This is a genomic window from Hydrogenophaga sp. YM1 (assembly GCF_016903055.1).
GTDB lineage: Bacteria > Pseudomonadota > Gammaproteobacteria > Burkholderiales > Burkholderiaceae_C > Hydrogenophaga > Hydrogenophaga borbori.
On the sequence record NZ_CP070223.1, the window covers coordinates 386,762 to 411,964 of the forward strand.

19 protein-coding genes and 5 tRNA genes are annotated in these 25,203 nt (G+C 66.9%); all 24 read left to right on the forward strand.

The features are described 5' to 3' along the window. The first annotated feature begins 5 nt into the window (after positions 1-5). Positions 6-806: an indole-3-glycerol phosphate synthase TrpC gene (gene trpC / locus JNX00_RS01905; RefSeq protein WP_204743918.1), complete on the forward strand. Its 801-nt coding sequence runs from the start codon at positions 6-8 to the stop codon at positions 804-806. Continuing rightward, positions 803-1,492 carry a uracil-DNA glycosylase gene (locus tag JNX00_RS01910; protein WP_070400313.1) on the forward strand — a complete coding sequence of 230 codons (690 nt, stop codon included), beginning with the start codon at positions 803-805 and terminating at the stop codon, positions 1,490-1,492. The genes trpC and JNX00_RS01910 overlap by 4 nt, the downstream gene beginning before the upstream one ends. A 63-nt stretch (positions 1,493-1,555) precedes the next feature. After that, positions 1,556-1,641 (forward strand) — tRNA-Tyr (locus JNX00_RS01915). Positions 1,642-1,671: 30 nt separating this feature from the next. Then, positions 1,672-1,745: transfer RNA gene (locus JNX00_RS01920), tRNA-Gly, on the forward strand. A 58-nt stretch (positions 1,746-1,803) separates the two neighbouring features. Beyond that, positions 1,804-1,878, forward strand: a tRNA-Thr gene (locus JNX00_RS01925). Between the two features lie 47 nt (positions 1,879-1,925). After that, a complete protein-coding gene (gene tuf, locus JNX00_RS01930) occupies positions 1,926-3,116 on the forward strand; it encodes an elongation factor Tu (protein WP_204743597.1) in 1,191 nt (396 codons plus the stop codon). A gap of 35 nt (positions 3,117-3,151) precedes the next feature. Continuing rightward, a tRNA-Trp gene (locus JNX00_RS01935) sits at positions 3,152-3,227 on the forward strand. Between the two features lie 146 nt (positions 3,228-3,373). Beyond that, entirely contained in the window at positions 3,374-3,757 is a 384-nt protein-coding gene (gene secE, locus JNX00_RS01940) for a preprotein translocase subunit SecE (RefSeq protein ID WP_204743919.1), read from the forward strand. Between the two features lie 3 nt (positions 3,758-3,760). Then, positions 3,761-4,336 carry a transcription termination/antitermination protein NusG gene (gene nusG / locus JNX00_RS01945; protein WP_070400500.1) on the forward strand — a complete coding sequence of 192 codons (576 nt, stop codon included), beginning with the start codon at positions 3,761-3,763 and terminating at the stop codon, positions 4,334-4,336. A gap of 112 nt (positions 4,337-4,448) precedes the next feature. Further along, complete coding sequence (gene rplK / locus JNX00_RS01950) at positions 4,449-4,880, forward strand: 50S ribosomal protein L11 (protein ID WP_070400499.1); 432 nt, start codon at positions 4,449-4,451, stop codon at positions 4,878-4,880. Then, positions 4,881-5,576, forward strand: a complete 696-nt coding sequence (rplA, locus tag JNX00_RS01955; RefSeq protein WP_070400498.1) for a 50S ribosomal protein L1 — start codon at positions 4,881-4,883, stop codon at positions 5,574-5,576. A 234-nt stretch (positions 5,577-5,810) separates the two neighbouring features. Then, positions 5,811-6,317 (forward strand): 50S ribosomal protein L10, encoded by a 507-nt coding sequence (gene rplJ / locus JNX00_RS01960; RefSeq protein WP_070400497.1) that lies wholly within the window; start codon positions 5,811-5,813, stop codon positions 6,315-6,317. 46 nt (positions 6,318-6,363) lie between these two features. Beyond that, entirely contained in the window at positions 6,364-6,744 is a 381-nt protein-coding gene (rplL, locus tag JNX00_RS01965; RefSeq protein WP_070400496.1) for a 50S ribosomal protein L7/L12, read from the forward strand. 345 nt (positions 6,745-7,089) lie between these two features. Further along, positions 7,090-11,208 (forward strand): DNA-directed RNA polymerase subunit beta, encoded by a 4,119-nt coding sequence (gene rpoB / locus JNX00_RS01970; RefSeq protein ID WP_070400495.1) that lies wholly within the window; start codon positions 7,090-7,092, stop codon positions 11,206-11,208. A 25-nt stretch (positions 11,209-11,233) separates the two neighbouring features. Next, a complete protein-coding gene (gene rpoC / locus JNX00_RS01975; RefSeq protein ID WP_070400494.1) occupies positions 11,234-15,445 on the forward strand; it encodes a DNA-directed RNA polymerase subunit beta' in 4,212 nt (1,403 codons plus the stop codon). Positions 15,446-15,575: 130 nt separating this feature from the next. Continuing rightward, the gene (locus JNX00_RS01980; protein WP_204743920.1) at positions 15,576-16,169 is read left to right on the forward strand and encodes a LemA family protein; all 594 of its coding nucleotides are present in this window, start codon (positions 15,576-15,578) and stop codon (positions 16,167-16,169) included. 123 nt (positions 16,170-16,292) lie between these two features. Further along, on the forward strand, positions 16,293-17,318 hold the full coding sequence (locus JNX00_RS01985) for a M48 family metalloprotease (protein ID WP_204743921.1): 1,026 nt from the start codon (positions 16,293-16,295) through the stop codon (positions 17,316-17,318). Next, positions 17,315-18,670 carry a 16S rRNA (cytosine(967)-C(5))-methyltransferase RsmB gene (gene rsmB / locus JNX00_RS01990; protein ID WP_204743922.1) on the forward strand — a complete coding sequence of 452 codons (1,356 nt, stop codon included), beginning with the start codon at positions 17,315-17,317 and terminating at the stop codon, positions 18,668-18,670. Before JNX00_RS01985 ends, rsmB begins: the two co-directional genes overlap by 4 nt. Positions 18,671-18,761: 91 nt before the next feature. After that, on the forward strand, positions 18,762-19,379 hold the full coding sequence (locus tag JNX00_RS01995) for a DUF4390 domain-containing protein (RefSeq protein ID WP_070400490.1): 618 nt from the start codon (positions 18,762-18,764) through the stop codon (positions 19,377-19,379). Between the two features lie 34 nt (positions 19,380-19,413). Then, positions 19,414-21,660: an ATP-binding protein gene (locus JNX00_RS02000; protein WP_070400489.1), complete on the forward strand. Its 2,247-nt coding sequence runs from the start codon at positions 19,414-19,416 to the stop codon at positions 21,658-21,660. Positions 21,661-21,688: 28 nt separating this feature from the next. Continuing rightward, positions 21,689-22,411 carry a response regulator gene (locus tag JNX00_RS02005; RefSeq protein WP_204743923.1) on the forward strand — a complete coding sequence of 241 codons (723 nt, stop codon included), beginning with the start codon at positions 21,689-21,691 and terminating at the stop codon, positions 22,409-22,411. Between the two features lie 38 nt (positions 22,412-22,449). Further along, positions 22,450-22,525: transfer RNA gene (locus tag JNX00_RS02010), tRNA-Phe, on the forward strand. Positions 22,526-22,923: 398 nt separating this feature from the next. Beyond that, positions 22,924-24,402 carry a site-specific integrase gene (locus JNX00_RS02015; RefSeq protein WP_204743924.1) on the forward strand — a complete coding sequence of 493 codons (1,479 nt, stop codon included), beginning with the start codon at positions 22,924-22,926 and terminating at the stop codon, positions 24,400-24,402. 615 nt (positions 24,403-25,017) lie between these two features. Next, positions 25,018-25,200, forward strand: a complete 183-nt coding sequence (locus tag JNX00_RS02020) for a DUF1778 domain-containing protein (RefSeq protein ID WP_204743925.1) — start codon at positions 25,018-25,020, stop codon at positions 25,198-25,200. The last annotated feature ends 3 nt before the right edge of the window (positions 25,201-25,203 follow it).

Sequence of the window (25,203 nt, forward strand, 5' to 3'; positions counted from 1 at the left end):
CGGGCATGAGCGACATCCTCGACAAGATCGTGGCGGTCAAGCACCAGGAGGTGGCGGCCGCGAAGAAGAAAAAGCCGCTGGAGGCCATGCGCGCCGATGCCGAAAGCCGCGTGCTCACGCGCGACTTCGTTGGCGCCTTGCGCGCCAAGGTCGCCGCCGGCCAGGCCGCGGTCATCGCCGAGGTCAAGAAGGCCAGCCCCAGCAAGGGCGTGCTGCGCGAAGACTTCATTCCGGCTGACATCGCGCAGAGCTACGCCGAAGGCGATGGCGCCATCGGCGCGGCCTGCCTGTCGGTGCTGACCGACCGCCAGTTTTTCCAGGGCTCGGCCGACTTCCTCAAACAGGCGCGCGCGAGCTGCGTGCTGCCCGTGCTGCGCAAGGACTTCATGGTCGACCCGTACCAGGTCTACGAAGCGCGCGCCATGGGCGCCGACGCCATCCTGCTCATCGCGGCCTGCCTGGACGACGCGCGCATGGCCGAGCTCGAGGCCATCGCGATGGGGCTGGACATGGCCGTGCTCGTCGAAGTGCACGACCGCGAGGAGCTGCATCGCGCGCTCAAGCTCCGCACGCCGCTGCTGGGCATCAACAACCGCAACCTAAAGACCTTCGAGGTGTCGCTGCAGACCACGCTCGGCCTGTTGCCCGAGGTGCCCACCGATAAGCTGCTGATCACCGAGTCGGGCATCCTCTCGCGCGCCGACGTGCAGACCATGCGCGCGGCGGGCGTGAACGCCTTCCTGGTCGGCGAAGCCTTCATGCGGGCGCCGGAGCCGGGCCTGGCGCTGGCCGAGCTGTTTGCATGAGGCTGCACAACGCCGACTTCGCCCACTGGCCGGTCGCGCCCGGCTGGGCGCCCGTGGTGGACGCCTTCGCCGCCTCGCCGGCCGGCGAGGCGCTCTCGGCCTTTCTGCGCGCGCGGCTGGCCGCCGGCGCCACCATCTACCCGCCCGAGCCGCTGCGCGCGCTCGCGCTTACCCCGCCCGATGCCGTGCGCGTGGTGATCTTGGGGCAGGACCCGTACCACGGCCCGGGCCAGGCGGAGGGCCTGGCCTTTTCTGTCGCCCCGGGCGTGAAATGGCCGCCGAGCCTGCGCAATATCTTCCTGGAGCGCCAGCACGACCTGGGCCTGCCGCCGCCTCTGAACGGCTCCCTGGTCGGCTGGGCCGAGCAAGGTGTGCTGCTGCTCAACACCTGCCTAACGGTCGAGGACGGTGCTCCAGCCAGCCATGCTGGTCGTGGTTGGGAGGTGCTTACTGACGCTGTGATCCGCCATGTGGGGGCGTCAATGGGCCCGAAGGCCTTCTTGTTGTGGGGGGCTCATGCCCAGAAGAAAGCGGCCTTGATCGATGCGCGGCACCACTTGTTGCAAGCCAACCACCCGTCGCCCTTGTCGGCCCGCCGCGGCCCGGTGCCTTTTCTGGGGTGCGGGCATTTCGGCGCCGTCAACGCCTGGCTGGCCAGCCAGGGCGCCGCGCCGATCCAGTGGTGAAGTCCCATCCGGGGTCACTGGGCGGCGGCCATATTTCCATGGCATAATCGTCGGCTGCGCTACGGAGGGGTGCCCGAGTGGCTAAAGGGGGCAGACTGTAAATCTGTTGGCTTACGCCTACGCTGGTTCGAATCCAGCCTCCTCCACCAAAGCGCGACCGATGTGGCATGCCAGCCCGGGCGGGAGTAGTTCAATGGTAGAACCCCAGCCTTCCAAGCTGATGACGCGGGTTCGATTCCCGTCTCCCGCTCCATGTCCTGTCGGTGGTGGGTAAAAGTATTCCAGGCGACGGCCTTGCCGCCGGCGCCTTGGCCCATGTGGCTCAGTGGTAGAGCACTCCCTTGGTAAGGGAGAGGTCGCGGGTCCGATTCCCGCCATGGGCACCAGTTGCTTGATTGGGTGTTTCGGCAATTTCGTTTTTGGAGCTGAAGAAATGGCTAAGGAAAAATTCGAGCGGACCAAGCCGCACGTGAACGTTGGCACGATCGGGCACGTGGACCACGGCAAGACGACGCTGACGGCGGCGATCACGACGGTGCTGGCGAGCAAGTTCGGCGGCGCGGCCAAGGCCTACGACCAGATCGACGCGGCTCCGGAAGAAAAGGCGCGCGGCATCACGATCAACACCGCGCACGTCGAGTACGAGACGGCCAATCGCCACTACGCGCACGTTGACTGCCCGGGCCACGCCGACTACGTCAAGAACATGATCACGGGTGCGGCCCAGATGGACGGCGCCATTCTGGTGTGCTCGGCCGCGGACGGCCCGATGCCCCAGACGCGCGAGCACATCCTGTTGGCGCGCCAGGTGGGCGTGCCCTACATCATCGTCTTCCTGAACAAGTGCGACATGGTCGACGACGCCGAGCTGCTCGAGCTGGTGGAGATGGAAGTGCGCGAGCTGCTGAGCAAGTACGACTTCCCTGGCGACGACACGCCCATCATCAAGGGCTCGGCCAAGCTGGCGCTCGAGGGCGACAAGGGCGATCTGGGCGAGCAGGCCATCATGCGCCTGGCCGAGGCGCTGGACAGCTACATCCCCACGCCCGAGCGCGCGGTGGACGGCGCCTTCCTGATGCCGGTCGAAGATGTGTTCTCCATCTCGGGCCGCGGCACGGTGGTGACCGGCCGTATCGAGCGTGGTGTGGTCAAGGTTGGCGAGGAAATCGAGATCGTGGGCATCTCGGCCACGCAAAAGACCACCTGCACGGGCGTGGAGATGTTCCGCAAGCTGCTGGACCAGGGCCAGGCGGGCGACAACGTGGGTATCCTGCTGCGCGGCACCAAGCGCGAGGAAGTGCAGCGCGGCCAGGTGCTGTGCAAGCCCGGCTCGATCAAGCCGCACACGCACTTCACCGGTGAGGTGTACGTGCTGAGCAAGGACGAGGGCGGCCGTCACACGCCGTTCTTCAACAACTACCGTCCGCAGTTCTACTTCCGCACGACCGACGTCACGGGCTCCATCGAGCTGCCCAAGGACAAGGAGATGGTCATGCCCGGCGACAACGTGTCGATCACCGTCAAGCTGATCGCGCCCATCGCCATGGAAGAAGGCCTGCGCTTTGCCATCCGCGAAGGCGGCCGCACCGTCGGCGCCGGCGTCGTGGCCAAGATCATCGAATAATCGGTTCGGGTTCGCCCGGACAGAGAAAGCAACGTAGGGGTATAGCTCAATTGGCAGAGCGTCGGTCTCCAAAACCGAAGGTTGGGGGTTCGATTCCCTCTGCCCCTGCCACCTGACAGGAACCGAAAGAGCCCGATAGCGCTCTCTGTCTCGTGCGCCACAAGCCCACCGAAGTCGTCAAGACCTCTGGTGGGCTTGCGTGTCTCATGCCCCGGTGGCGCGAGATGCGCTGTTTGAAAACCTTAGTCTTAGTCCACATGGCTTCCTCCGACGTTCAAACCGTTCACTCCGGCGCCGACAAGGCCAAGCTGGCCTTGGTTGTTGCGCTCGTGGTCGTCGGCTTCGTGGCCTTCTACCTGCTTACGGGCCGTGGCGCGTTGGCGCAGTGGGGCGCCCTGCTGGTGGCGCTGGCGGCGGCCGTCGGGGTGTTTGTGGCGTCCGAGTCGGGTCGCCAGCTCATCGCCTTTGGCCGCGATTCGTGGAAGGAAGTCAAGAAGGTCGTCTGGCCCGCCCGCAAGGAGGCCATGCAGATGACGGCCTACGTCTTCGCCTTCGTGGTGGTGATGGCCCTGTTCCTGTGGCTGACGGACAAGACCCTGGAGTGGGTCTTCTACGACCTGATCCTGGGCTGGAGGAAATAAGCGATGACCGAAGAACACAGCCCCCTGGCCACGCTGGCGCCCGCCGAAGGCATGCGCTGGTACGTCGTGCACGCCTACTCGGGCATGGAAAAGGCGGCCGAGCGCAACATCATCGAACGCATCAACCGCGCCGGCATGCAGAGCAAGTTCGGCCGCATTCTGGTGCCGACCGAAGAGGTGGTCGAGGTCAAGAACGGCCAGAAGCGCACCACCGAGCGCAAGTTCTTCCCCGGCTACGTGCTGGTGGAAATGGTGATGGACGACGACACCTGGCACCTGATCAAGCACACCAACAAGGTGACGGGCTTCGTCGGTGGCGCCAAGAACCGCCCGGTGGCCATTTCCGAAGAAGACGTCCAGAAGATCGTCAGCCAGATGCAGGAAGGCACCGACAAGCCCCGCCACAAGGTGGAGTTCGTCGTCGGCGAGTACGTGCGCGTCAAGGAAGGCCCGTTCACCGACTTCAACGGCACGGTCGAAGAAGTCAACTACGAGAAGAACAAGATGCGCGTGTCGGTGACCATCTTCGGTCGCGCCACGCCCGTCGAGCTCGAATTCAGCCAGGTCGAGAAGACCTGACGCTATCCAGGCGCAGGTGGGTCGGCCCGACACCTGCGCCCTTGTCTTTACCGGGTCCCAACCGCGAGGAGGTGGCTTGAAACCCACCGTTTGCACTCGCAGGAGCTGAAAAATGGCGAAGAAAATCGTCGGCTTCATCAAGCTGCAAGTGCCAGCTGGTAAGGCCAACCCCTCCCCCCCGATCGGTCCGGCGCTGGGTCAGCGCGGCCTCAACATCATGGAGTTCTGCAAGGCGTTCAACGCTCAGACCCAGGGTGTGGAGCCGGGCCTGCCGCTGCCGGTGGTGATCACCGCGTTCGCGGACAAGAGCTTCACCTTCATCATCAAGACGCCGCCGGCGACCACCTTGATCAAGAAGGCCATCAAGCTCGACAAGGGCTCCTCGGTGCCCAACAAGAACAAGGTCGGCAAGATCACCCGGGCCCAGCTCGAGGAAATCGCCAAGACCAAGATGAAGGACATGACCGCCGCCGATCTGGACGCAGCCGTCAAGACCATCGCCGGTTCTGCCCGTTCGATGGGCGTGATCGTGGAGGGCGTGTAAATGGCCAAGCTCACCAAAAAACAGAAAGCGCTCGAAGGCAAGGTCGACAGCACCAAGCTGTACCCGCTGGCCGACGCGCTGAAGATCGTCAAGGAAGCCGCCACCGCCAAGTTCGATGAGTCCATCGACGTGGCGATCCAGCTCGGCGTGGACGCGAAGAAGTCCGACCAGGTGGTGCGTGGCGCCGTCGTGATGCCCAACGGCACTGGCAAGACCAAGCGCGTGGCGGTGTTCGCCCAGGGCGCCAAGGCCGAAGAGGCCAAGGCCGCCGGTGCCGACATCGTCGGCATGGACGACCTGGCGGCCGACATCAAGGCCGGCAACATGAACTTCGACGTCGTGATCGCCTCCCCCGATGCCATGCGCATCGTGGGTACCCTGGGTCAGGTGCTCGGCCCGCGCGGTCTGATGCCCAACCCCAAGGTCGGCACCGTGACGCCCGACGTGGCCACCGCGGTGAAGAACGCCAAGGCCGGCCAGGTGCAGTTCCGCGTCGACAAGGCCGGCATCGTGCACGGCACGATCGGCCGCCGCTCGTTCGACGCCGAGAAGCTCCAGGGCAACCTGGTGGCGCTGCTCGACGCGCTGAACAAGGCCAAGCCGGCCACCAGCAAGGGCATCTACCTGCGCAAGGTGGCTGTGTCGTCGACGATGGGTGTCGGTGTCCGCGTGGACACCCAGACCATCTCGGCGTGATGAATTCGGGCGCCCTCGGGCGCCTGGGTGTGGTGGGTTTGCGGCGCGCCTTCGGGTGCTCCGCGAAGCCATCCAAGACCGTTGGCGCCGGCCCTCGTGGGCCGGCTTAATCGACAAGGCCAACGCAGATGGCGATCCCGCCGCTGAAGGATTCGAGAGTGTCCTGCAACGGTTGATCGCTGCAATGAGGCGTGTGGCGGGTGGTGACACCCCCGCACATAGAAGGAGTGAACCTTGAGTCTGAATCGCAGTGAGAAAGAAGCGGTCATCACCGAAGTGACCGGCCTCGCCGCCAAAGCTCAAACCCTCGTGATGGCGGAGTACCGCGGCATCACGGTCGCTTCCATGGACAAGCTGCGCGTGAGCGCCCGCAACAGCGGCGTGAGCCTGAGTGTGTTGAAAAACACCCTGGCCCGCCGTGCGGTCGCCGGCAGCCCGTTCGAGGTGGTGGCCGAGCAGATGGCCGGCCCGCTCGTCTACGGCTTCTCCGAAGACCCCGTGGCCGCCGCGAAAGTGGTGGCCGATTTCGCGAAGACCAACGACAAGCTGGTCATCCGCGGCGGTGTCTACGCGGGCAAAGCCCTGGACGTCGACGGTGTGAAGCAGCTCGCCAGCATCCCCTCGAAAGAGGTCCTGCTCGCGCAGCTTTGTGGCCTGCTCAAGTCGCCGATCTCGCGCACCGCGGTGGTGCTCGGCGCGCTGGCCAAGAAAAAAGGCGAAGGCGAAACGGCTGCCGCCTGACGGCCGCAGCTTCCCGCAAACATCAACCGATTGATTGGAAATTCAAATGGCATTCGATAAAGACGCATTTCTGACGGCCCTGGACAGCATGTCCGTCATGGAACTCAACGACCTGGTGAAAGCCATCGAAGAGAAGTTCGGCGTGAGCGCCGCCGCCATGGCCGCCCCGGCCGCCGGTGGCGCGGGTGGTGGCGCCGCCGCCGCCGCGGAAGAGAAGACCGAGTTCAACGTGGTGCTGGCCGAAGCCGGTGCCAACAAGGTTGCCGTGATCAAGGCCGTGCGCGAAATCACCGGCCTGGGTCTGAAGGAAGCCAAAGACCTGGTCGACGGCGCGCCGAAGAACGTGAAGGAAGGCATCGCCAAGGCCGACGCCGAAGCCGCCGTGAAGAAGCTGGTGGAAGCCGGCGCGAAGGCCGAGCTCAAGTAAATCGGCCCGGGCCTACCGCGCAACCCGATTTCGGCGCTCCGGTGCTCACCGTACCTCAGTACGGTTGCGCTCCTCGCACCGACCTCGGGTCGCTCGCTGCGGCCCGCATCCGATTTACACAGGCAGGTGCATAGCCTGCCTTTTGCGCTTTCAGAGCGCACCTGAAAACCAGCCCGAAACTGGTTTTCAAGTGTTTTCTGAACCCGACTGCAGAAGACCACTTGGTTCGGGCCCGCGTGCAACGCGCGGGCCGTCCGCCATCGGTTGGTAGAGGCCAGCCACCAAGCTCGTCAGCGCAGCGCGCCGCTGACCGACAGTCGCCAAGACCTCAAGCCCGGAGATCTCATGGCATCGAAGTACTCATACACCGAACGCAAGCGCATCCGAAAAAGTTTCGGCACGCGCGAGAACGTGCTCGCCATCCCTTATCTGCTGCAGATGCAGAAGGATGCCTACACCGCCTTCCTGCAGGCGGATGTGATCCCCAAGCAGCGCACCACCGAAGGCCTTCAGGCCGCATTCACCGCCGCCTTCCCGATCGTCTCGCACAACGGTTTCGTCGAGATGAAGTTCGTGGAATACAACCTGGCCAAGCCCGCGTTCGACGTGCGCGAATGCCAGACGCGCGGCCTGACCTTCGCCTCCGCCGTGCGCGCCCGCGTGCAGCTCATCATCTACGACCGCGAGTCCTCCACGCCGCAGTCCAAGGTGGTCAAGGAAGTGAAGGAGCAAGAGGTCTACATGGGCGAAGTGCCGCTCATGACCGACAAGGGCTCCTTCATCATCAACGGCACGGAGCGCGTGATCGTCTCGCAGCTGCACCGCTCGCCGGGTGTCTTCTTCGAACACGACAAGGGCAAGACGCACAGCTCGGGCAAGCTGCTGTTCTCGGCCCGCATCATTCCCTACCGCGGCTCCTGGCTGGACTTCGAATTCGACCCGAAGGACGTGCTGTTCTTCCGCGTCGACCGTCGCCGCAAGATGCCGGTCACGATCCTGCTCAAGGCCATCGGCCTGACGCCGGAGACCATCCTGGCGAACTTCTTCGTCAACGACCACTTCCGCATCATGGACAGCGGTGCGCAGATGGCCTTCGTGCCCGAGCGCCTGCGCGGCGAAGTGGCGCGCTTCGACATCACCGACAAGTCGGGCAAGGTGGTGGTGGCCAAGGACAAGCGCATCACCGCGCGCCACACGCGCGAGCTGGAGCAGTCGGGCACCACGCACGTGAGCGTGCCCGAGGACTTCCTCATCGGTCGCGTGGTGGCCAAGAACATCGTTGACCCGGACAGCGGCGAGATCATCGCCAAGGCCAACGAGGAAATCACCGAAGCCCTGCTCAAGAAGCTGCGCGCCGCCGCCATCCAGGAACTGGCCTGCATCTACACCAACGAGCTGGACCAGGGCGCCTACATCAGCCAGACCCTGCGCATCGACGAGACCGCCGACGAGTTCGCCGCGCGCGTGGCCATCTACCGCATGATGCGCCCCGGCGAGCCGCCGACGGAGGACGCGGTGCAGGCCCTGTTCCACCGCCTGTTCTACAACCCGGACACCTACGACCTCTCGCGCGTGGGCCGCATGAAGTTCAACGCCCGCGTGGGCCGCGACGAGGCCACCGGCCCCATGGTGCTGTCCAACGACGACATCCTGGCCGTGGTCAAGATCCTGGTGGACCTGCGCAACGGGCGTGGCGAAGTCGACGACATCGACCACCTGGGCAACCGCCGCGTGCGCTGCGTCGGTGAACTGGCCGAGAACCAGTACCGCACCGGCCTCGCCCGCATCGAGAAGGCGGTGAAGGAGCGTCTGGGCCAGGCCGAGCAAGAGCCGCTGATGCCGCACGACCTGATCAACTCCAAGCCGATCTCCGCGGCGCTCAAGGAGTTTTTCGGTGCCTCGCAGCTGTCGCAGTTCATGGACCAGACCAACCCGCTGGCCGAGATCACGCACAAGCGCCGCGTCTCGGCCCTGGGCCCGGGCGGTCTGACGCGCGAGCGCGCCGGCTTCGAGGTGCGCGACGTGCACGTCACGCACTACGGCCGCGTCTGCCCGATCGAAACGCCGGAAGGCCCGAACATTGGCCTGATCAACTCGCTGGCCCTGTACGCCCGCCTCAACGAGTACGGCTTCATCGAGACGCCGTACCGCCGCGTGGTGGACGGCCAGGTCACGAACCAGATCGACTACCTGTCCGCCATCGAGGAAGGCAAGTACGTCATCGCCCAGGCCAACGCCGCGCTCGACAAGGACGGTCGCCTGGTGGGCGAGCTGGTCTCCGCGCGCGAGAAGGGCGAATCCATCCTGACCGGCCCCGACACCATCCAGTACATGGACGTGTCGCCGGCGCAGATCGTGTCGGTGGCCGCGTCGCTGGTGCCCTTCCTGGAGCACGACGACGCCAACCGCGCGCTGATGGGCGCCAACATGTCTCGTCAGGCCGTGCCCGTGCTGCGCCCCGAGAAGCCCTTCGTGGGCACCGGCATCGAGCGCGTGGCCGCGGTCGACTCCGGCACGGTGGTGACGGCCACCCGCGGTGGCGTGGTCGACTACGTCGACGCCACCCGCATCGTGATCCGCGTCAACGACGAGGAAGCGGTGGCCGGCGAAGTGGGCGTGGACATCTACAACCTCATCAAGTACCAGCGTTCCAACCAGAACACCAACATCCACCAGCGCCCCATCGTCAAGAAGGGCGACAAGCTGGCCAAGGGTGACGTGATCGCGGACGGCGCGTCCACCGACCTCGGCGAAATCTCGATCGGCCAGAACATGCTGATCGCCTTCATGCCCTGGAACGGCTACAACTTCGAGGACTCGATCCTCATCAGCGAACGCGTGGTGGCCGACGACCGCTACACCAGCATCCACATCGAGGAGCTGGTGGTGATGGCGCGCGACACCAAGCTGGGCGCCGAGGAAATCACCCGCGACATTCCGAACCTGGCCGAGCAGCAGCTCAACCGCCTGGACGAGTCCGGCATCATCTACGTGGGCGCCGAGGTGCTGCCCGGCGACGTGCTGGTCGGCAAGGTCACGCCCAAGGGCGAGACCACGCTCACGCCCGAAGAGAAGCTGCTGCGCGCGATCTTCGGCGAGAAGGCCTCCGACGTGAAGGACACCTCGCTGCGCGTCGAGCAGGGCTCGCAGGGCACGGTGATCGACGTGCAGGTCTTCACCCGCGAAGGCATCCAGCGCGACAAGCGCGCCCAGCAGATCATCGACGACGAGCTCAAGCGCTTCCGCCTCGACCTGAACGACCAGTTGCGCATCGTCGAGGCCGACGCCTTCGACCGCATCGAGAAGCTGCTGGTGGGCAAGGTCGCCAACGGCGGCCCGAAGAAGCTGGCCAAGGGCACGACCATCGACAAGGCCTACCTGGCCGACGTCGAGAAGTACCACTGGTTCGACATCCGCCCCGCGGACGACAACGTGGCCGCGCAGCTCGAGTCGATCAAGAACTCGATGGAGCAGACGCGCCACAGCTTCGACCTCGCGTTCGAAGAGAAGCGCAAGAAGCTCACGCAGGGCGACGAGCTGCCCGCCGGCGTGCTCAAGATGGTCAAGGTCTACCTGGCCGTCAAGCGCCGCCTGCAGCCCGGCGACAAGATGGCCGGCCGCCACGGCAACAAGGGCGTGGTCTCGAAGATCGTGCCCGTGGAAGACATGCCGCACATGGCCGACGGCACCCCCGCCGACGTGGTGCTCAACCCGCTGGGCGTGCCGTCGCGCATGAACGTGGGCCAGGTGCTGGAAGTGCACCTGGGCTGGGCCGCCAAGGGCCTGGGCCAGCGCATCGGCGACATGCTGCAGCGCGAAGCCAAGGTGGCGGAGGTGCGCCAGACCCTCGAGTCCATCTTCAACACCATGGGCAAGAAGGAAGACTTTGCCGACCTGTCCGACGCCGAGGTCATCGAGATGGCGCAGAACCTGCAGCACGGCGTGCCCTTCGCGTCGCCCGTGTTCGACGGTGCCTCGGAAGACGAGATCCGCGCCATGCTGAAGCTGGCCTACCCGGACGACATCGCCGCGATCAAGGGCCTGACCGAGACGCGCACCCAGGCGCAGCTCTACGACGGCCGCACCGGCGACGCCTTCGAGCGCAAGACCACCGTGGGCTACATGCACTTCCTCAAGCTGCACCACTTGGTCGACGACAAGATGCACGCCCGTTCCACCGGCCCGTACTCGCTCGTCACCCAGCAGCCGCTGGGCGGCAAGGCGCAGTTCGGTGGCCAGCGTTTCGGCGAGATGGAGGTCTGGGCGCTGGAAGCTTACGGCGCGTCCTACATCCTGCAGGAGATGCTCACCGTCAAGTCCGACGACGTGCAGGGCCGCACCAAGGTGTACGAGTCCATCGTCAAGGGCGAGCACACCATCGACGCGGGCATGCCCGAGTCGTTCAACGTGCTGGTCAAAGAGATCCGTTCGCTCGGTATCGATATCGAACTCGAGCGTTCGTGATCCACAGAAGTAAAGGAAAGCTCACATGAAATCCTTGCTCGACCTGTTCAAGCAGTTCACGCCCGACGAGCATTTCGATGCCATCCGCATCGGCCTGGCCTCGCCGGAAAAAATCCGCTCCTGGTCCTTCGGTGAAGTCAAGAAGCCCGAGACCATCAACTACCGCACCTTCAAGCCGGAACGCGACGGCCTGTTCTGCGCCAAGATCTTCGGCCCCATCAAGGACTACGAGTGCCTGTGCGGCAAGTACAAGCGCCTGAAGCACCGTGGCGTGATCTGCGAGAAGTGCGGCGTCGAAGTGACCCAGACCAAGGTGCGCCGCGAGCGCATGGGCCACATCGACCTGGCCGCGCCCTGCGCGCACATCTGGTTCCTGAAGTCGCTGCCGTCGCGCCTGGGCCTGGTGCTCGACATGACGCTGCGCGACATCGAGCGCGTGCTGTACTTCGAGGCCTACGTGGTGACCGACCCCGGCATGACCCCGCTGAAGAAGTTCGGCATCATGTCCGAGGACGACTTCGACGCCAAGCGCAAGGAGTACGGTGACGAGTTCGTCGCCAAGATGGGCGCCGAGGGCATCAAGGAGCTGCTGGAGAACATCGACCTCGACATCGAGATCGAGAAGCTGCGCAACGACCTGACCGGCTCGGAGCTCAAGATCAAGAAGAACGCCAAGCGCCTGAAGGTGCTCGAGGCCTTCAAGCGCTCGGGCATCAAGCCCGAGTGGATGGTGCTCGACGTGCTGCCCGTGCTGCCGCCGGACCTGCGTCCGCTGGTGCCGCTGGACGGCGGCCGCTTCGCGACCTCCGATCTCAACGACCTGTACCGCCGCGTCATCAACCGCAACAGCCGCCTAAAGCGCCTGCTCGAACTCAAGGCGCCCGAGATCATCGCGCGCAACGAGAAGCGCATGCTGCAGGAAGCCGTGGACAGCCTGCTGGACAACGGCCGCCGTGGCAAGGCCATGACGGGCGCCAACAAGCGCGCGCTCAAGTCCCTGGCCGACATGATCAAGGGCAAGAGCGGCCGCTTCCGCCAGAACCTGCTGGGCAAGCGCGTCGACTACTCGGGCCGTTCGGTCATCGTGGTGGGCCCGACGCTCAAGCTGCACCAGTGCGGCCTGCCCAAGCTGATGGCGCTGGAGCTGTTCAAGCCCTTCATCTTCTCGCGCCTGGAAGCCATGGGCATCGCGACCACCATCAAGGCCGCGAAGAAGGAAGTGGAAGCCGGCACCCCCGTGGTGTGGGACATCCTCGAAGAGGTCATCAAGGAGCACCCGGTTCTGCTGAACCGCGCGCCCACGCTGCACCGCCTGGGCATCCAGGCCTTCGAGCCCATCCTGATCGAGGGCAAGGCGATCCAGCTGCACCCGCTGGTCTGCGCGGCCTTCAACGCCGACTTCGACGGTGACCAGATGGCCGTTCACGTGCCGCTGTCCGTGGAAGCCCAGCTGGAAGCCCGCACCCTGATGCTGGCCTCCAACAACGTGCTGTTCCCGGCCAACGGCGAACCCTCCATCGTGCCCTCGCAGGACGTGGTGCTGGGCCTGTACTACGCCACGCGCGAGAAGATCAACGGCAAGGGCGAAGGCATGATCTTCGCGGACCTGCCCGAGCTGCAGCGCGCGCTGGACAACGGCGTGGTGGAACTCACCGCGCGCGTGAGCGTGCGCCTGGTCGAGTGGACCAAGGACAAGGCCAGCGGCGAGTTCGTCGCGGGCCTCAAGCTGGTCGACACCACCGTGGGCCGCGCGCTGCTGTCCGAGATCCTGCCCAAGGGCCTGCCCTTCTCGGTGCTGGACAAGCCGCTCAAGAAGAAGGAAATCTCGCGCCTCATCAACGCGAGCTTCCGCAAGTGCGGCCTGAAGGAGACCGTGGTCTTCGCCGACAAGCTGCTGCAGAACGGCTTCCGCCTGGCCACGCGCGCGGGCATCTCGATCGCCGTCGACGACATGCTGGTGCCCAAGGAGAAGAGCGGCATCATCGAGCGCGCCGAGTCCGAGGTGAAGGAGATCGCCCAGCAGTACGCCTCCGGTCTGGTGACCGCCGGCGAGCGCTACAACAAGGTGGTCGACATCTGGGGCAAGGCCGGTGACGAGATCTCCAAGGTCATGATGGCCCAGCTGGCCAAGCAGAAGACCACGGACCGCAGCGGCAAGGAAGTGGACCAGGAGTCGTTCAACTCCATCTACATGATGGCCGACTCGGGCGCCCGCGGTTCCGCGGCGCAGATCCGCCAGCTGGCCGGCATGCGCGGCCTGATGGCCAAGCCCGACGGCTCCATCATCGAGACCCCCATCACGGCGAACTTCCGTGAAGGCCTCAACGTGCTGCAGTACTTCATCTCCACGCACGGCGCCCGCAAGGGCCTGGCCGACACGGCGCTGAAGACCGCGAACTCGGGTTACCTGACGCGCCGCCTGGTGGACGTGACGCAGGACCTGGTGGTCACCCACCAGGACTGCGGCACCTCCAACGGCACGCTGATGCGCGCCATCGTCGAGGGCGGCGAGGTCATCGAGTCGCTGCGCGACCGCATCCTGGGCCGCACCACGGCCGAGGAAGTGATCCATCCCGAGACGCGCCAGCAGCTCGTGCCCGCGGGCGAAATGCTCGATGAGGACACCCTCGACCTGCTCGAGGCCGCCGGCGTCGACGAGGTCAAGGTGCGCACCGCGCTCACCTGCGAGACCCGCTACGGCCTGTGCGCCAAGTGCTACGGCCGCGACCTCGGCCGCGGTGGCCTGGCCAACATCGGTGAGGCGGTGGGCGTGATCGCCGCGCAGTCGATCGGCGAGCCCGGCACGCAGCTGACCATGCGCACCTTCCACATCGGCGGTGCGGCCTCGCGCGCGGCGGTGGCCTCCAGCGTGGAAGCCAAGTCCAGCGGCGTGATCGGCTTCAACGCCACCATGCGCTACGTGACCAACTCCAAGGGCGAGCTGGTGGTGATCGCGCGTTCGGGCGAGATCATCATCCAGGACGAACACGGCCGCGAGCGCGAGCGCCACAAGGTGCCCTACGGCGCCATCCTGGCGATCAAGCCCGACCAGCAGATCAAGGCCGGCACCATCCTGGCCAACTGGGACCCGCTGACCCGACCCATCATCACGGAATTCGCCGGCACGGTGAAGTTCGAAAACGTGGAAGAGGGCCTCACGGTCGCCAAGCAGGTCGACGACGTGACCGGTCTGTCCACGCTGGTGGTGATCGATCCCAAGCGCCGCGGCGCCACGAAAGTGGTGCGCCCGCAGGTCAAGCTGATCGACGCGTCCGGCAGCGAGGTGAAGATCCCCGGCACCGACCACGCCGTGACCATCGGCTTCCAGGTCGGCGCCCTGATCCAGGTGCGCGATGGCCAGGACGTGGGCCCCGGCGAGGTGCTGGCCCGCATCCCGGTCGAAGGCCAGAAGACCCGCGACATCACGGGTGGTCTGCCGCGCGTGGCCGAGCTGTTCGAGGCGCGTTCGCCCAAGGACGCCGGCATCCTCGCCGAGATGACCGGTACCGTGTCCTTCGGCAAGGAGACCAAGGGCAAGATCCGCCTGCAGATCACCGACCCCGAGGGCAAGGTCTGGGAAGAGCTCATCCCGAAAGAGAAGAACATCCTGGTGCACGAAGGCCAGGTGGTCAACAAGGGCGAGAGCATCGTCGACGGCCCGGCCGACCCGCAGGACATCCTGCGCCTGCTGGGCATGGAAGAGCTCGCGCGCTACATCGTCGATGAGGTGCAGGACGTCTACCGACTGCAGGGCGTGAAGATCAACGACAAGCACATCGAGGTGATCGTTCGCCAGATGCTGCGCCGCGTCGTGGTCGAGAACCCCGGCGATTCGTCCTACATCGGCGGCGAGCAGGTGGAGCGCTCGGAGATCCTCAACACCAACGACGCCCTGCGCGCCGACGGCAAGATCCCCGCGACCTACAGCAACGTGCTGCTCGGTATCACCAAGGCCTCGCTGTCGACCGACTCGTTCATCTCCGCGGCCTCCTTCCAGGAGACCACGCGCGTGCTGACCGAAGCGGCCATCATGGGCAAGCGCGACGAGCTGCGTGGCCTCAAGGAGAACGTCATCGTCGGCCGCCTGATCCCCGCGGGCACCGGCATGGCCTACCACGAGGCGCGCAAGGTCAAGGAGAAGATGGACGACGAAGAGCGCCGCGCCATCGCCGAGGCCGACGCCCTGTCGCTGGCGGCCGACCAGGCCGACGCGGCGGCTGGCGAGTCCGCCGAGTAAGCGGTCCGACGCCCGTCACCGCCGACAAGCCCCCGGTCGACAGGCCGGGGGCTTTTTCTTTGGGCGCGCATACCCCGCGCGCTATAGTCCCCCGCCCGCGAATCACGGGTGAGCGAGGAGGAAACACACAATGGGTGTTCTGCAATGGGTGCTGCTGCTGGTGGCGCTGGTGGTGTTCTTCTGGGCGGTCGGGGCCTACAACCGGCTCGTGCGCCTGCGCAACGGCATCGCCAATGCGTTCGCGCAGATCGACGTGCAGCTCAAGCGCCGGCACGACCTGATCCCCAACCTGGTTGAAGTGGCCCGCAAGTACCTCGAGCACGAGGCGCAGACGCTGGAGGCCGTGATCGCCGCGCGCAATCAGGCGCGCAGCGCCGAGCAGGCCGCCGCCAGCGCGCCGCTGGCGCCGGGCGTCATGGGCACCCTGTCGGGCGCGGAGCAACTGCTGGGTGGCGCGCTTGGCCGCCTCATGGCGGTGGTGGAGAACTACCCCGAGCTCAAGGCCGACCAGAACATGCGCGAGCTCAGCGAAGAGCTGGCCAGCACCGAGAACCGCATCGGCTTCGCGCGCCAGGCCTACAACGACCAGGCCAACGACTTCAACGACGCCGCGCAGCAGTTCCCCACGCTCATCGTCGCGCGCCTGTTCAACTTCCAGCCCCAGGCCATGCTGGAAGCGACCACCAGCGAGGCCGAGCGCGAGCCGGTCAAGGTGCGGTTCTGAAGCTCACCCCCACCGCGCTTCGCGCGACCCCCTTCACGGGGGCGGCACCAACGGCCCGGCAGAGCCGGTTCCGTGGTACCACTCGGTTCGACCGGGGCGCGCCAGCATCCTCACCCGACAGCCATGCGTTTTATTGACTCCCAGCGCGACGCGCGGGCCCAAAGCCGGCGCCTGGTGGTGGCCTTCGGCCTCACCGTGCTGTTGCTGGTGCTGGCCGTCAACGCGGCCCTCGCCGTGGGCTGGCTGCTGTCGGGGCCGCTCTGGCTGACGGGCGGGTGGTACTTCCCGCGCCACTTCTGGGCCGTGAACACCGGCGTGACCCTGCTCTTCGTGCTGGGCGGCTGGTGGCTCGAAACCTCGCAGTTGAAACACCAGGGGGGCGTGCGGCTGGCCGAGCGCATGGGCGCGCGCGCGGCGCGGCCCTCGGGCCAACTCGACGAGCAGCGCTTCGTCAACATCGTCGACGAGCTGTCCATCGCCTCGGGCCTGCCGCGCCCCACCGCCATGGTGGTGGCGCGCGACCAGGCCATCAACGCCTTCGCCACCGGCTGGACGCCGCAGGACGCGGTGGTGGCCGTCACCCAGGGCGCGCTCGACCACCTCACGCGGGAGGAGCTGCAAGGCCTGGTCGCGCATGAACTGGGCCACATCGGGGAAGGCGACACGCGCCTGAACCTGCGGCTGGCGGGCATGGTGTTCGGGCTGGAGATGGTCTATCGCCTGGGCCAGCGCCTGGCCGAACCGGGCGAGGACGGCCGCCGCTTCATGGGCGCGCTGATGGGCCTGTGCCTCATGGGCGTGGGCTGGCTCGGCTGGGTCGCGGGCCATGCGCTGCAGGCGGCGGTGTCGCGCCAGCGCGAGTACCTGGCCGACGCGCGCGCCGTGCAGTGGACGCGCAGCCGCGACGGCCTGGGCGGCGTGCTGCGCAAGGTCATGACACAGCAGCGCGAGGGCCTGCCACCGCACGCGGTGGGCCCCTCGCTGCAGCACCTGCTGCTGGTGGGCCACGGGCACGGCGCGCTCGCGCGCCGCTTCGACTCGCACCCGCCGCTGGCCGAGCGGGTGCGCCGCATCTATGGTCGGCACATGGGCCCCTTGCCCCTGCCGGCGCAGCGCCCGGTGGGCGACCCCACCGTGGTGCACGCATGAACACGGGCTTCCACGCGCGACCGCCGCGCGGGTCGCTGCCGGCCCCCGCGCTCAGCGAGCAGCTCGCGCTGGCGGCCCAGGCGGTGCTCGCGGTGCGCCAGGGCCGCTCGCTGGGCGACGCGCTCGCGGCCGTGCCCGCGCCACTGCGCCCGGGCGTGCAGGCGCTGGCTTTTCACAGCCTGCGCCAGCTCGGCAGCTGCGAGGCGCTGGTGGCCCGCCTGGCCGACCGCGCGCCGCCGCCGCCGCTGCGCGCGCTCATGTGCGTGGCGCTGGCGCTGCTGCTGGTGCCCGACGCCCCCGGCGCCAGCTACTCCGCGCACACCGTGGTCGACCAGGCCGTGCGCGCGGCCCAGAAGGACAAGCGCTGGCAGCGCCAGGCCGGTTTCCTCAACGCCTGCCTGCGCCGCTACCTGCGCGAGGCCGCTTCGCTGCAGGCCCCGCTGGCCCAGGACCCGGTGGCGCGCTGGAACCACCCGGCCTGGTGGATCGAACGCCTGCGGCGCGACCACCCGGCGGACTGGGAGCGCCTGCTGCTGGCCAACAACCGGCCCGGGCCCATGACGCTGCGGGTCAACCGCCGCCGCGCCGATCGCGAGGCCCTGGCCCGCGCGCTCGCCGACCAGGGCGTGGCCAGCCGGCCCGTGGGCGAGGACGGGCTGGAGCTGGCGCGCCCGCTGCCAGTCGACCAGATCCCCGGTTTCGCCGGGGGTCACTGCTCGGTGCAGGACGAGGCCGCGCAACTGGCCGCGCCCTTGCTGCTCGACGGGCTCGCCGCGCGCCCGCGCGTGCTGGACGCCTGCGCCGCGCCCGGCGGCAAGACCGCCCACCTGCTGGAACGCGCCGATGCCGAGCTGCTGGCGCTGGACGTCGACGCCGAGCGCTGCACCCGCATCAGCGACAACCTGCACCGCCTGGGCCTGGTGGCCGAGGTGCGCCACGCCGACGCCGCCCGCCCCGCCGACTGGTGGGACGGCCGGCCCTTCGACGCCATCCTGCTCGACGCCCCCTGCACGGCCTCGGGCATCGTGCGCCGCCACCCGGACGTGCGCTGGCTGCGCCGCGACAGCGACGTGGCGGCCCTGGCGGGCACCCAGCGGGCCCTGCTCGACGCCCTGTGGCCGCTGTTGCGGCCCGGTGGGCGCCTGCTTTACGCCACCTGCTCGGTGTTCCGCGCCGAGGGCAGCGAACAGGCCGAGGCGTTTCTTCAGCGCCACACCGACGCCCGGGCAGGCGCCGCTCCCGGCCATCTGTTCCCCGGTACACCCGGGGGTGCCGGGCAGTTCAACGACAATGCCTCGGGTGGACCGGACGGCTTTTTCTACGCACGCTTCGACAAGGCCCGCGGCGTCTGATCGGGTCCGAGGCCTTCTTCGCCCCCGGCATTGGCTGCTGCTGGCGCTGGCCGTCCTGGCCCTTGCGCTGGCCCGCGCCCAGCCGCCCCAGGTGCAGCAGCTTGCCCTGCAGCGCACCTCCGACGGCTTGTTCCTGAGCGCTCGCTTCGAGCTCAGCCCGCATGGCGCCGTGCAGGACGCCCTGATCAAGGGCGTGCCGTTGTACTTTGTCTGGCAGGCCGACGTGCTGCGCGAACGCTGGTACTGGACCAACAAGCGCGTGGCCGGCGCCACCCGCACCCTGCGCCTGGCCTACCAGCCGCTGACCCGCCGCTGGCGCGTCAGCATCTCCACCGAGGCCGGTGGCGGCACCGGCGGCGGCGCCGGCCTGCCCTACGCCCTGCACCAGAACCACGACACCCTGGAGGAGGCCCTGGCCGCGGTGGGCCGCGTCTCGCGCTGGCGGCTGGCCGACGCCGGGCAGCTGGAGCCGGGCGCCTCCCACCTGGTGGAGTTCGGCTTCCGCCTCGACCTGAGCCTGCTGCCGCGCCCCTTCCAGATCGGCCTGGGCAACCAGGAGGAATGGTCCATGGCGCTGGAGCGCGAGTTGGGCGTGCCCGAGGCCGCCACGCCCGAGCTGCCCGCGCCGGCCGAGCCGCGCGCCACGTCCCCCGCCGCCGAGGCCAAGGCCGGCGGCGAGGCGCCCGCCGCCGAATCCCCGTCCCGCTGAGCCCCGTGCCGCCGCCCCGCACGCCCTCCGTGCCGTGAACACCCTCACCCCGCCCCACTCGCGCAAGCCCGCCGCCACCCGCTGGGCGGTGGTCGCCGGCCTGATCTTCATGACCGGCCTGGGCATGGTGCTGCTGTTCCTGCTCACCCTGGGCACGCGCAACAGCGTCTTCTACGAACGCAACTTCGAGCTGCTGGTCGGCATCAACGTGGCCGCCGCCGTGGGCCTGGGCCTGGTCATCCTGTGGCTGGGCGCGCGGCTGTTCATGCGCCTCAAGCGTGGCAAGTTCGGCAGCCAGCTGCTGGTCAAGCTCGCCGCCATCATCGGCCTGGTGGGCATCCTGCCCGGGCTGCTCATCTACACGGTGTCCTACCAGTTCGTCTCGCGCTCCATCGAAAGCTGGTTCGACGTGCGCGTGGAGTCCGCGCTGGGCGCGGGCCTGAACCTGGGCCGCACCACGCTCGACACACTGGTGGCCGACCTGTCGAACAAGACCCGCCTGGCCGCCGACGGCCTGGCCCGCCAGAGCAACAGCGGCGCCGTGCTCGCGCTCGACCGCGTGCGCGAGCAGCTCGACGCCAGCGACGTGGTGCTGTTCGGCGCCACCGGCCAGCTCCTGGGCAGCTCGGGCAGCTCGCGCTTCGACCTCGCGCCCGAGCGGCCCAGCCCCGCCACCCTGCGCAACGCGCGCGCCAACCGCGTGCTGGCGCAGGTCGAGGGCCTGGAAGAGGGCGAAGGCGGTGACCTACACGCCGCGCTGGCCGCGGGCCAGGCGCGCATCAAGGTGCTGGCGCTGGTGAACCCGCCCAGCTTCGCCGTCAACGCCGAGCCGCGCTACCTGCAGGTCTCGGCGGCCCTGCCCTCGGCGCTGATCGTGGACGCGCTGGCCGTGCAGGTGGCCAACCGCGAGTACCAGGAGCGCGCGCTGGCGCGCGACGGCCTGCGCCGCATGTACATCGGCACGCTCACGCTGGCGCTGTTCCTGGCCGTGTTCGGCGCGGTGCTGCTGGCGGTGCTGCTGGGCAACCAGCTGATCCGTCCGCTCATCGTGCTGGCCGAGGGCATGCGCGAGGTGGCGGCCGGCAACCTCGCGCCCAAGGCCGCGCTGCCCTCGCGCGACGAGCTCGCGGGCCTCACGCGCACCTTCGCCCTCATGACGCAGGACCTGTCCGACGCGCGCGAAGCGGTGCAGCACAGCATGGAGCAGGTGGACGCCGCGCGCGAGAACCTGCAGACCATCCTGGACAACCTCACCGCTGGCGTGCTGGTGTTCGACGAGCGGGGCCACCTGCTCAGCGCCAACCCCGGCGCGGCGCGCATCCTGCACGCCGCGCTGAACGCCCACATCGGCCAGCCGCTGGACCAGGTGCCCGGCCTGGAGCAGATCGCTGGCGGCGTGCTGCAGCAGTTCGAGCGCTTCCTGGCCGAGGACTCGCCGCACGAGGGCGGCTACTGGCAGGAATCTTTCGAGCTCAGTGCGAGCGAGGGTTCGCCCTTCGAGCAGGGCATCACCCTCATCGCGCGCGGCGCCCTGCTGCCCGACAACCAGCGCCTGCTGGTTTTCGACGACGTGTCCGAGGTCGTCTCGGCCCAGCGCGCCAAGGCCTGGGGCGAGGTGGCGCGCCGCCTGGCGCACGAGATCAAGAACCCGCTCACGCCCATCCAGCTCTCGGCCGAGCGCCTGGCCATGAAGCTGGACGGCAAGCTGCAGCCCCCCGAACAGGCCCTGCTCGACAAGTCGGTGCGCACCATCGGCGACCAGGTCGAGGCCATGAAGCGCCTCGTCAACGAATTCCGCGACTACGCCCGCCTGCCCGCGGCCCAGCTCGCGCCGCTGGACCTCAACGCCGCCGTGCGCGACATCCTCAGCCTCTACGACAACGCCGCCGTGCCCGTGCGCTGCGAGCTCGCCGACGGCCTGCCCAAGGTGCGCGCCGACGCGCAGCAGGTGCGCCAGATCGTCCACAACCTGGTGCAGAACGCCCAGGACGCCATGGGCGGCATGGCCGGCGCCGAGGTGCTGCTGCGCACCCGCCGCTCGGACAGCGGCCAATGGGTGCGCCTGGTGGTGTCCGACAGCGGGCCCGGTTTTGGCGAGAACATCCTCAAACGCGCCTTCGAGCCCTACGTCACCACCAAGGCCAAGGGCACCGGCCTGGGCCTGGCCGTGGTCAAGAAGATCATGGACGAACACGGCGGCCGCGTGGACTTGTCGAACCGCGTGACGGAAGGGCGCGTCATCGGCGCGCAAGTGTCGTTATCATTCGCAGTTGCAAATTGACAACAGGTACCGAGGGACTCCGCACGCAATGGCAACGATTCTGGTCGTAGACGACGAACTGGGCATACGGGACCTGCTGTCCGAAATCCTCAACGACGAAGGCCACGCCGTCGAACTGGCGGCCAATGCGGCCGAGGCGCGTTCGCTGCGCCAGCAGATGCGGCCCGACCTGGTGCTGCTCGACATCTGGATGCCCGACACCGATGGCGTGACCCTGCTCAAGGAGTGGAGCAGCACCGGCCTGCTGACCATGCCGGTGATCATGATGAGCGGCCACGCCACCATCGACACCGCCGTCGAGGCCACGCGCATCGGCGCCTCGGCCTTCCTTGAAAAGCCGATCACGCTGCAGAAGCTGCTCAAGGCCGTGGACCAGGGCCTGAACAAGGTGCCCAAGGCCGCGCCCGGCGGCGCCGCGTTGGTGCCGCCGCGCCTGGTGGGCCTGGAGGTCACGGTCGAAGAGGCCATGACCCACCACCACGTCAACGGGGTGGCCCCGGTGAACGGCAACGGCCTCATGCCCACGCTGCCCATGGGCCCGCAGGCCCAGCAGACCTTCAACCTCGACAGCCCGCTGCGCGAGGCGCGCGACGAGTTCGAGAAGGCCTACTTCGAGTACCACCTGGCCAAGGAGTCCGGCTCCATGACCCGCGTGGCCGAGAAGACCGGCCTGGAGCGCACCCACCTCTACCGCAAGCTCAAGCAGCTGGGCGTGGACCTGGCCCGCGCCAAGCGCAGCGGCCTGGGCTGAGGGCCACCGCCAAGCTGCTATACTCCTGGGCTTCCCAAGGCCCGGTAGCTCAGTTGGTAGAGCAGCGGATTGAAAATCCGCGTGTCGGTGGTTCGATTCCGCCCCAGGCCACCAAATAAAATCAAGCACTTAGCCCACCTCAACAGGTGGGCTTTTTGCTTTTCTGACGGTGTTTCTGACACTGCCAGTGGTGGCCCACTGCGCACGGCTGCGCTTCGATGCGCTGTTCGCTGAAAAAGTGGATGAAGATCACCGTCATGCGGCCCTGGCGACCCTATACGCAAGACCAACAACTCTTTGGAGATTGAACTTGCGTCTTACTCACCCGGGCCCAAGCCCGCTTTTCTCTCGCACCATCCATACCTCAAGCGGGCGCGTACGCGCCCCCTGGGCGGCTGTTCAAGGCCACCAGGCCAGCCGACTTGACCGGGCGCAGATCGCGGGCGTTCTGAAATCGTTCGCGCATCTTGCGGGTCACCTTGGAGTTGTCCAGTCGTCCCGGGAGGTGCGCCATGGCTAAGCCGTACCAAGAAGGTTCCGGGTGGGCGTTCCGGCTGCGTATTGACGGTCAAGACATTTACCGCAGCGGCTTCAAAACGCAAAAAGCCGCCCAGGGAGAAATGGACAGCTTGGCAAGCGATTCGCGGAATTCCGACCGGCCCGCAATGTCGGGGCCTCAGCGTACCTCTGTGGCGCAGGCCTTGAGCGACTATGCGTTGGAGGTGCTACCGCACCACAAGGGTGCCCCGCAGGAGGCGCGCCGAATCAATCGCTACCTGAGGGTCTTGGGGCTCCCCATCGTTCATCTGGAGGCATTCAAAGGCGAAGCACCCATCAAGAAGCAGCGGAACAAGCGTAAAAAGGCGCAAGCGGTTTACTGGTCGGCAGCGCTGGTCGTGGAGGGGGAGCGAGTAATTCCGAACGGTTTGCATGCCCATCGAGCGGCTTTGGCCGCAGAGTCCAAAGCGACGAACGAAATGCGGCGAAAGCTGGCGCGAACGATGATGGCCGATGTCGCCAAGCATGAGCTTCAGCGATTCGTCGACCGGATGGAGGAAGAGGGCTTCGGAATGTCTACCGTGCGCCTGGAAGTAGCCATCCTGCGTCAGCTTTTTGCGCATGCAGCGCGGGTCTGGAATTGGCGCCGACCGATGCTGAACCCTGCTTCCGGACTGGACATCCTGACCGAGGACAACAGCCGCGAGCGTGTACTCACGGAAGAAGAGTGGCAGCGGCTTGCTCCTGTCTTGGCGCGTCGGCAGAACCAGCTTGTTTTCCCCTTGGTGTGCCTGATGCTGGAATCGGCGATGCGAAGTTGCGAGCCGCTCATCCACATGCGCTGGGAGCACGTGAACTGGGAGCGCCGCGTTCTGGAACTCCCCGACGGAAAGACGGGGAAGCGCAACGTGCCGCTTGGCCCAGGCGCACTCGCGATCCTTGAGTACGTGAAAGCGCTGGGGCTGACATCAGAGCCTGCGGAACAGGTGTTTCCGACGAGTTATGAGGCCGTCAAGAAGGTCTGGAGCGAGGCGCGCAAAGAGGCTGGCGTCGAAGACATCCAGCTCCATGACTTGCGCCACACCTCGGCGACCCGGTACTCGTGCGAGTTCGACGGCGATGTCATGAAGCTGCGCGTGGTGACCGGGCACAAGACGCTCACCATGGTTGCGAGGTACGTGAACCTAAGCGCGGAGCAGGTCGCAACCATGATGCACGGCGAAGAGCTGCCGGATCGCTTGGCACCTGCTGGTCTGAACTCCAACGTCATGGATGTGGTCCAGGAGGCGCACAAGAAGGCTGACGATGCGCGCCAGGCCATTGCCAGGCGCGTGGCACGCGCGCAAAGTCAACGGCGTCGCGCGCAGGAGGCTCTCAAATCGGGCATTCCCTGGCATCAGGAGGACCATGCGCGTAAGGGCGAAAGCAGTAGCCCCGCCAATCTTGTGATCGGCAATGTGGTTCGGGTCAACTTCGAGCGCCGAGCTGCGTGATTCGGAGGGTCGGCATTGCTTGCCGGCAGGCAGGCTCGACCTTTACTCGCAAAACGCCCCTGTTTAGAGGGGCGTTTTGCATGGACCACGTGGGTGCTGCCATGAGCTGCAAATGAGCTATACAGGGAATGAGCAAACCTACTCTTCCCACTCTCCCCACCATTGCCCCGGTGCATGCAGCCGAACTCTTGGACAAGAAGGCCGTCTGCAAACGGTTGAACCTTTCAGCCAGAGCTCTCGAGTACATGGTGCAAGACGACACCTTCCCGCCGCCGGTGAGGGTTGGTCGCAAGGTCTACTGGTCCGAAAAAGCTGTGTACCGCTGGCAGCAGCGGCTTTTCGCTGCCCAGGAGGCCTGGCGACCAAGCTAGGGGCTGCCCCGCATTTGCATGTCTAGGTATTCGATAGGGGACGGTTCCCGCTCTGCCTGCAGAGCCAGCAGTGTGACCGGCGCTTGGTAGGCCGGCGATCTTACGACTTGCCGCCGGCCTGCTATTGCGTTCCCCTGAGGCCTCTGACGGGTTTCTCCCCTTCCGCATGTTCGAGCGGGAGCATGCTGCCGCGGTGGCGCGCAACTGCGTTACATTTGCGGTACTCAACCGTGTGGATACAGCCATGGACCGCAAGACTGAAACCCTGAATCTCCGGGTCTCCCCCGAGTTGAAAGAGCTGATTCGCATGGCCGCGAGCCAAGAACATAGAACGCAGGCCAACTTCATCGAGGTGCTGGTCCGGAAGCACTGCGATGAGCAAGGTATCAAGGTTCAGCAACGTGGCCACAGTGCTGCGGAACAGTGAACT

What these genes read in the sequence shown, in the direction of transcription:
- trpC (WP_204743918.1), top strand. Translation starts at nt 6, where the DNA reads ATGAGCGACATCCTCGACAAGATCGTGGCGGTCAAGCACCAGGAGGTG.
- JNX00_RS01910 (WP_070400313.1), top strand. Translation starts at nt 803, where the DNA reads ATGAGGCTGCACAACGCCGACTTCGCCCACTGGCCGGTCGCGCCCGGC.
- tuf (WP_204743597.1), top strand. Translation starts at nt 1,926, where the DNA reads ATGGCTAAGGAAAAATTCGAGCGGACCAAGCCGCACGTGAACGTTGGC.
- secE (WP_204743919.1), top strand. Translation starts at nt 3,374, where the DNA reads ATGGCTTCCTCCGACGTTCAAACCGTTCACTCCGGCGCCGACAAGGCC.
- nusG (WP_070400500.1), top strand. Translation starts at nt 3,761, where the DNA reads ATGACCGAAGAACACAGCCCCCTGGCCACGCTGGCGCCCGCCGAAGGC.
- rplK (WP_070400499.1), top strand. Translation starts at nt 4,449, where the DNA reads ATGGCGAAGAAAATCGTCGGCTTCATCAAGCTGCAAGTGCCAGCTGGT.
- rplA (WP_070400498.1), top strand. Translation starts at nt 4,881, where the DNA reads ATGGCCAAGCTCACCAAAAAACAGAAAGCGCTCGAAGGCAAGGTCGAC.
- rplL (WP_070400496.1), top strand. Translation starts at nt 6,364, where the DNA reads ATGGCATTCGATAAAGACGCATTTCTGACGGCCCTGGACAGCATGTCC.
- rpoB (WP_070400495.1), top strand. Translation starts at nt 7,090, where the DNA reads ATGGCATCGAAGTACTCATACACCGAACGCAAGCGCATCCGAAAAAGT.
- rpoC (WP_070400494.1), top strand. Translation starts at nt 11,234, where the DNA reads ATGAAATCCTTGCTCGACCTGTTCAAGCAGTTCACGCCCGACGAGCAT.
- JNX00_RS01980 (WP_204743920.1), top strand. Translation starts at nt 15,576, where the DNA reads ATGGGTGTTCTGCAATGGGTGCTGCTGCTGGTGGCGCTGGTGGTGTTC.
- JNX00_RS01985 (WP_204743921.1), top strand. Translation starts at nt 16,293, where the DNA reads ATGCGTTTTATTGACTCCCAGCGCGACGCGCGGGCCCAAAGCCGGCGC.
- rsmB (WP_204743922.1), top strand. Translation starts at nt 17,315, where the DNA reads ATGAACACGGGCTTCCACGCGCGACCGCCGCGCGGGTCGCTGCCGGCC.
- JNX00_RS02005 (WP_204743923.1), top strand. Translation starts at nt 21,689, where the DNA reads ATGGCAACGATTCTGGTCGTAGACGACGAACTGGGCATACGGGACCTG.
- JNX00_RS02015 (WP_204743924.1), top strand. Translation starts at nt 22,924, where the DNA reads ATGGCTAAGCCGTACCAAGAAGGTTCCGGGTGGGCGTTCCGGCTGCGT.
- JNX00_RS02020 (WP_204743925.1), top strand. Translation starts at nt 25,018, where the DNA reads ATGGACCGCAAGACTGAAACCCTGAATCTCCGGGTCTCCCCCGAGTTG.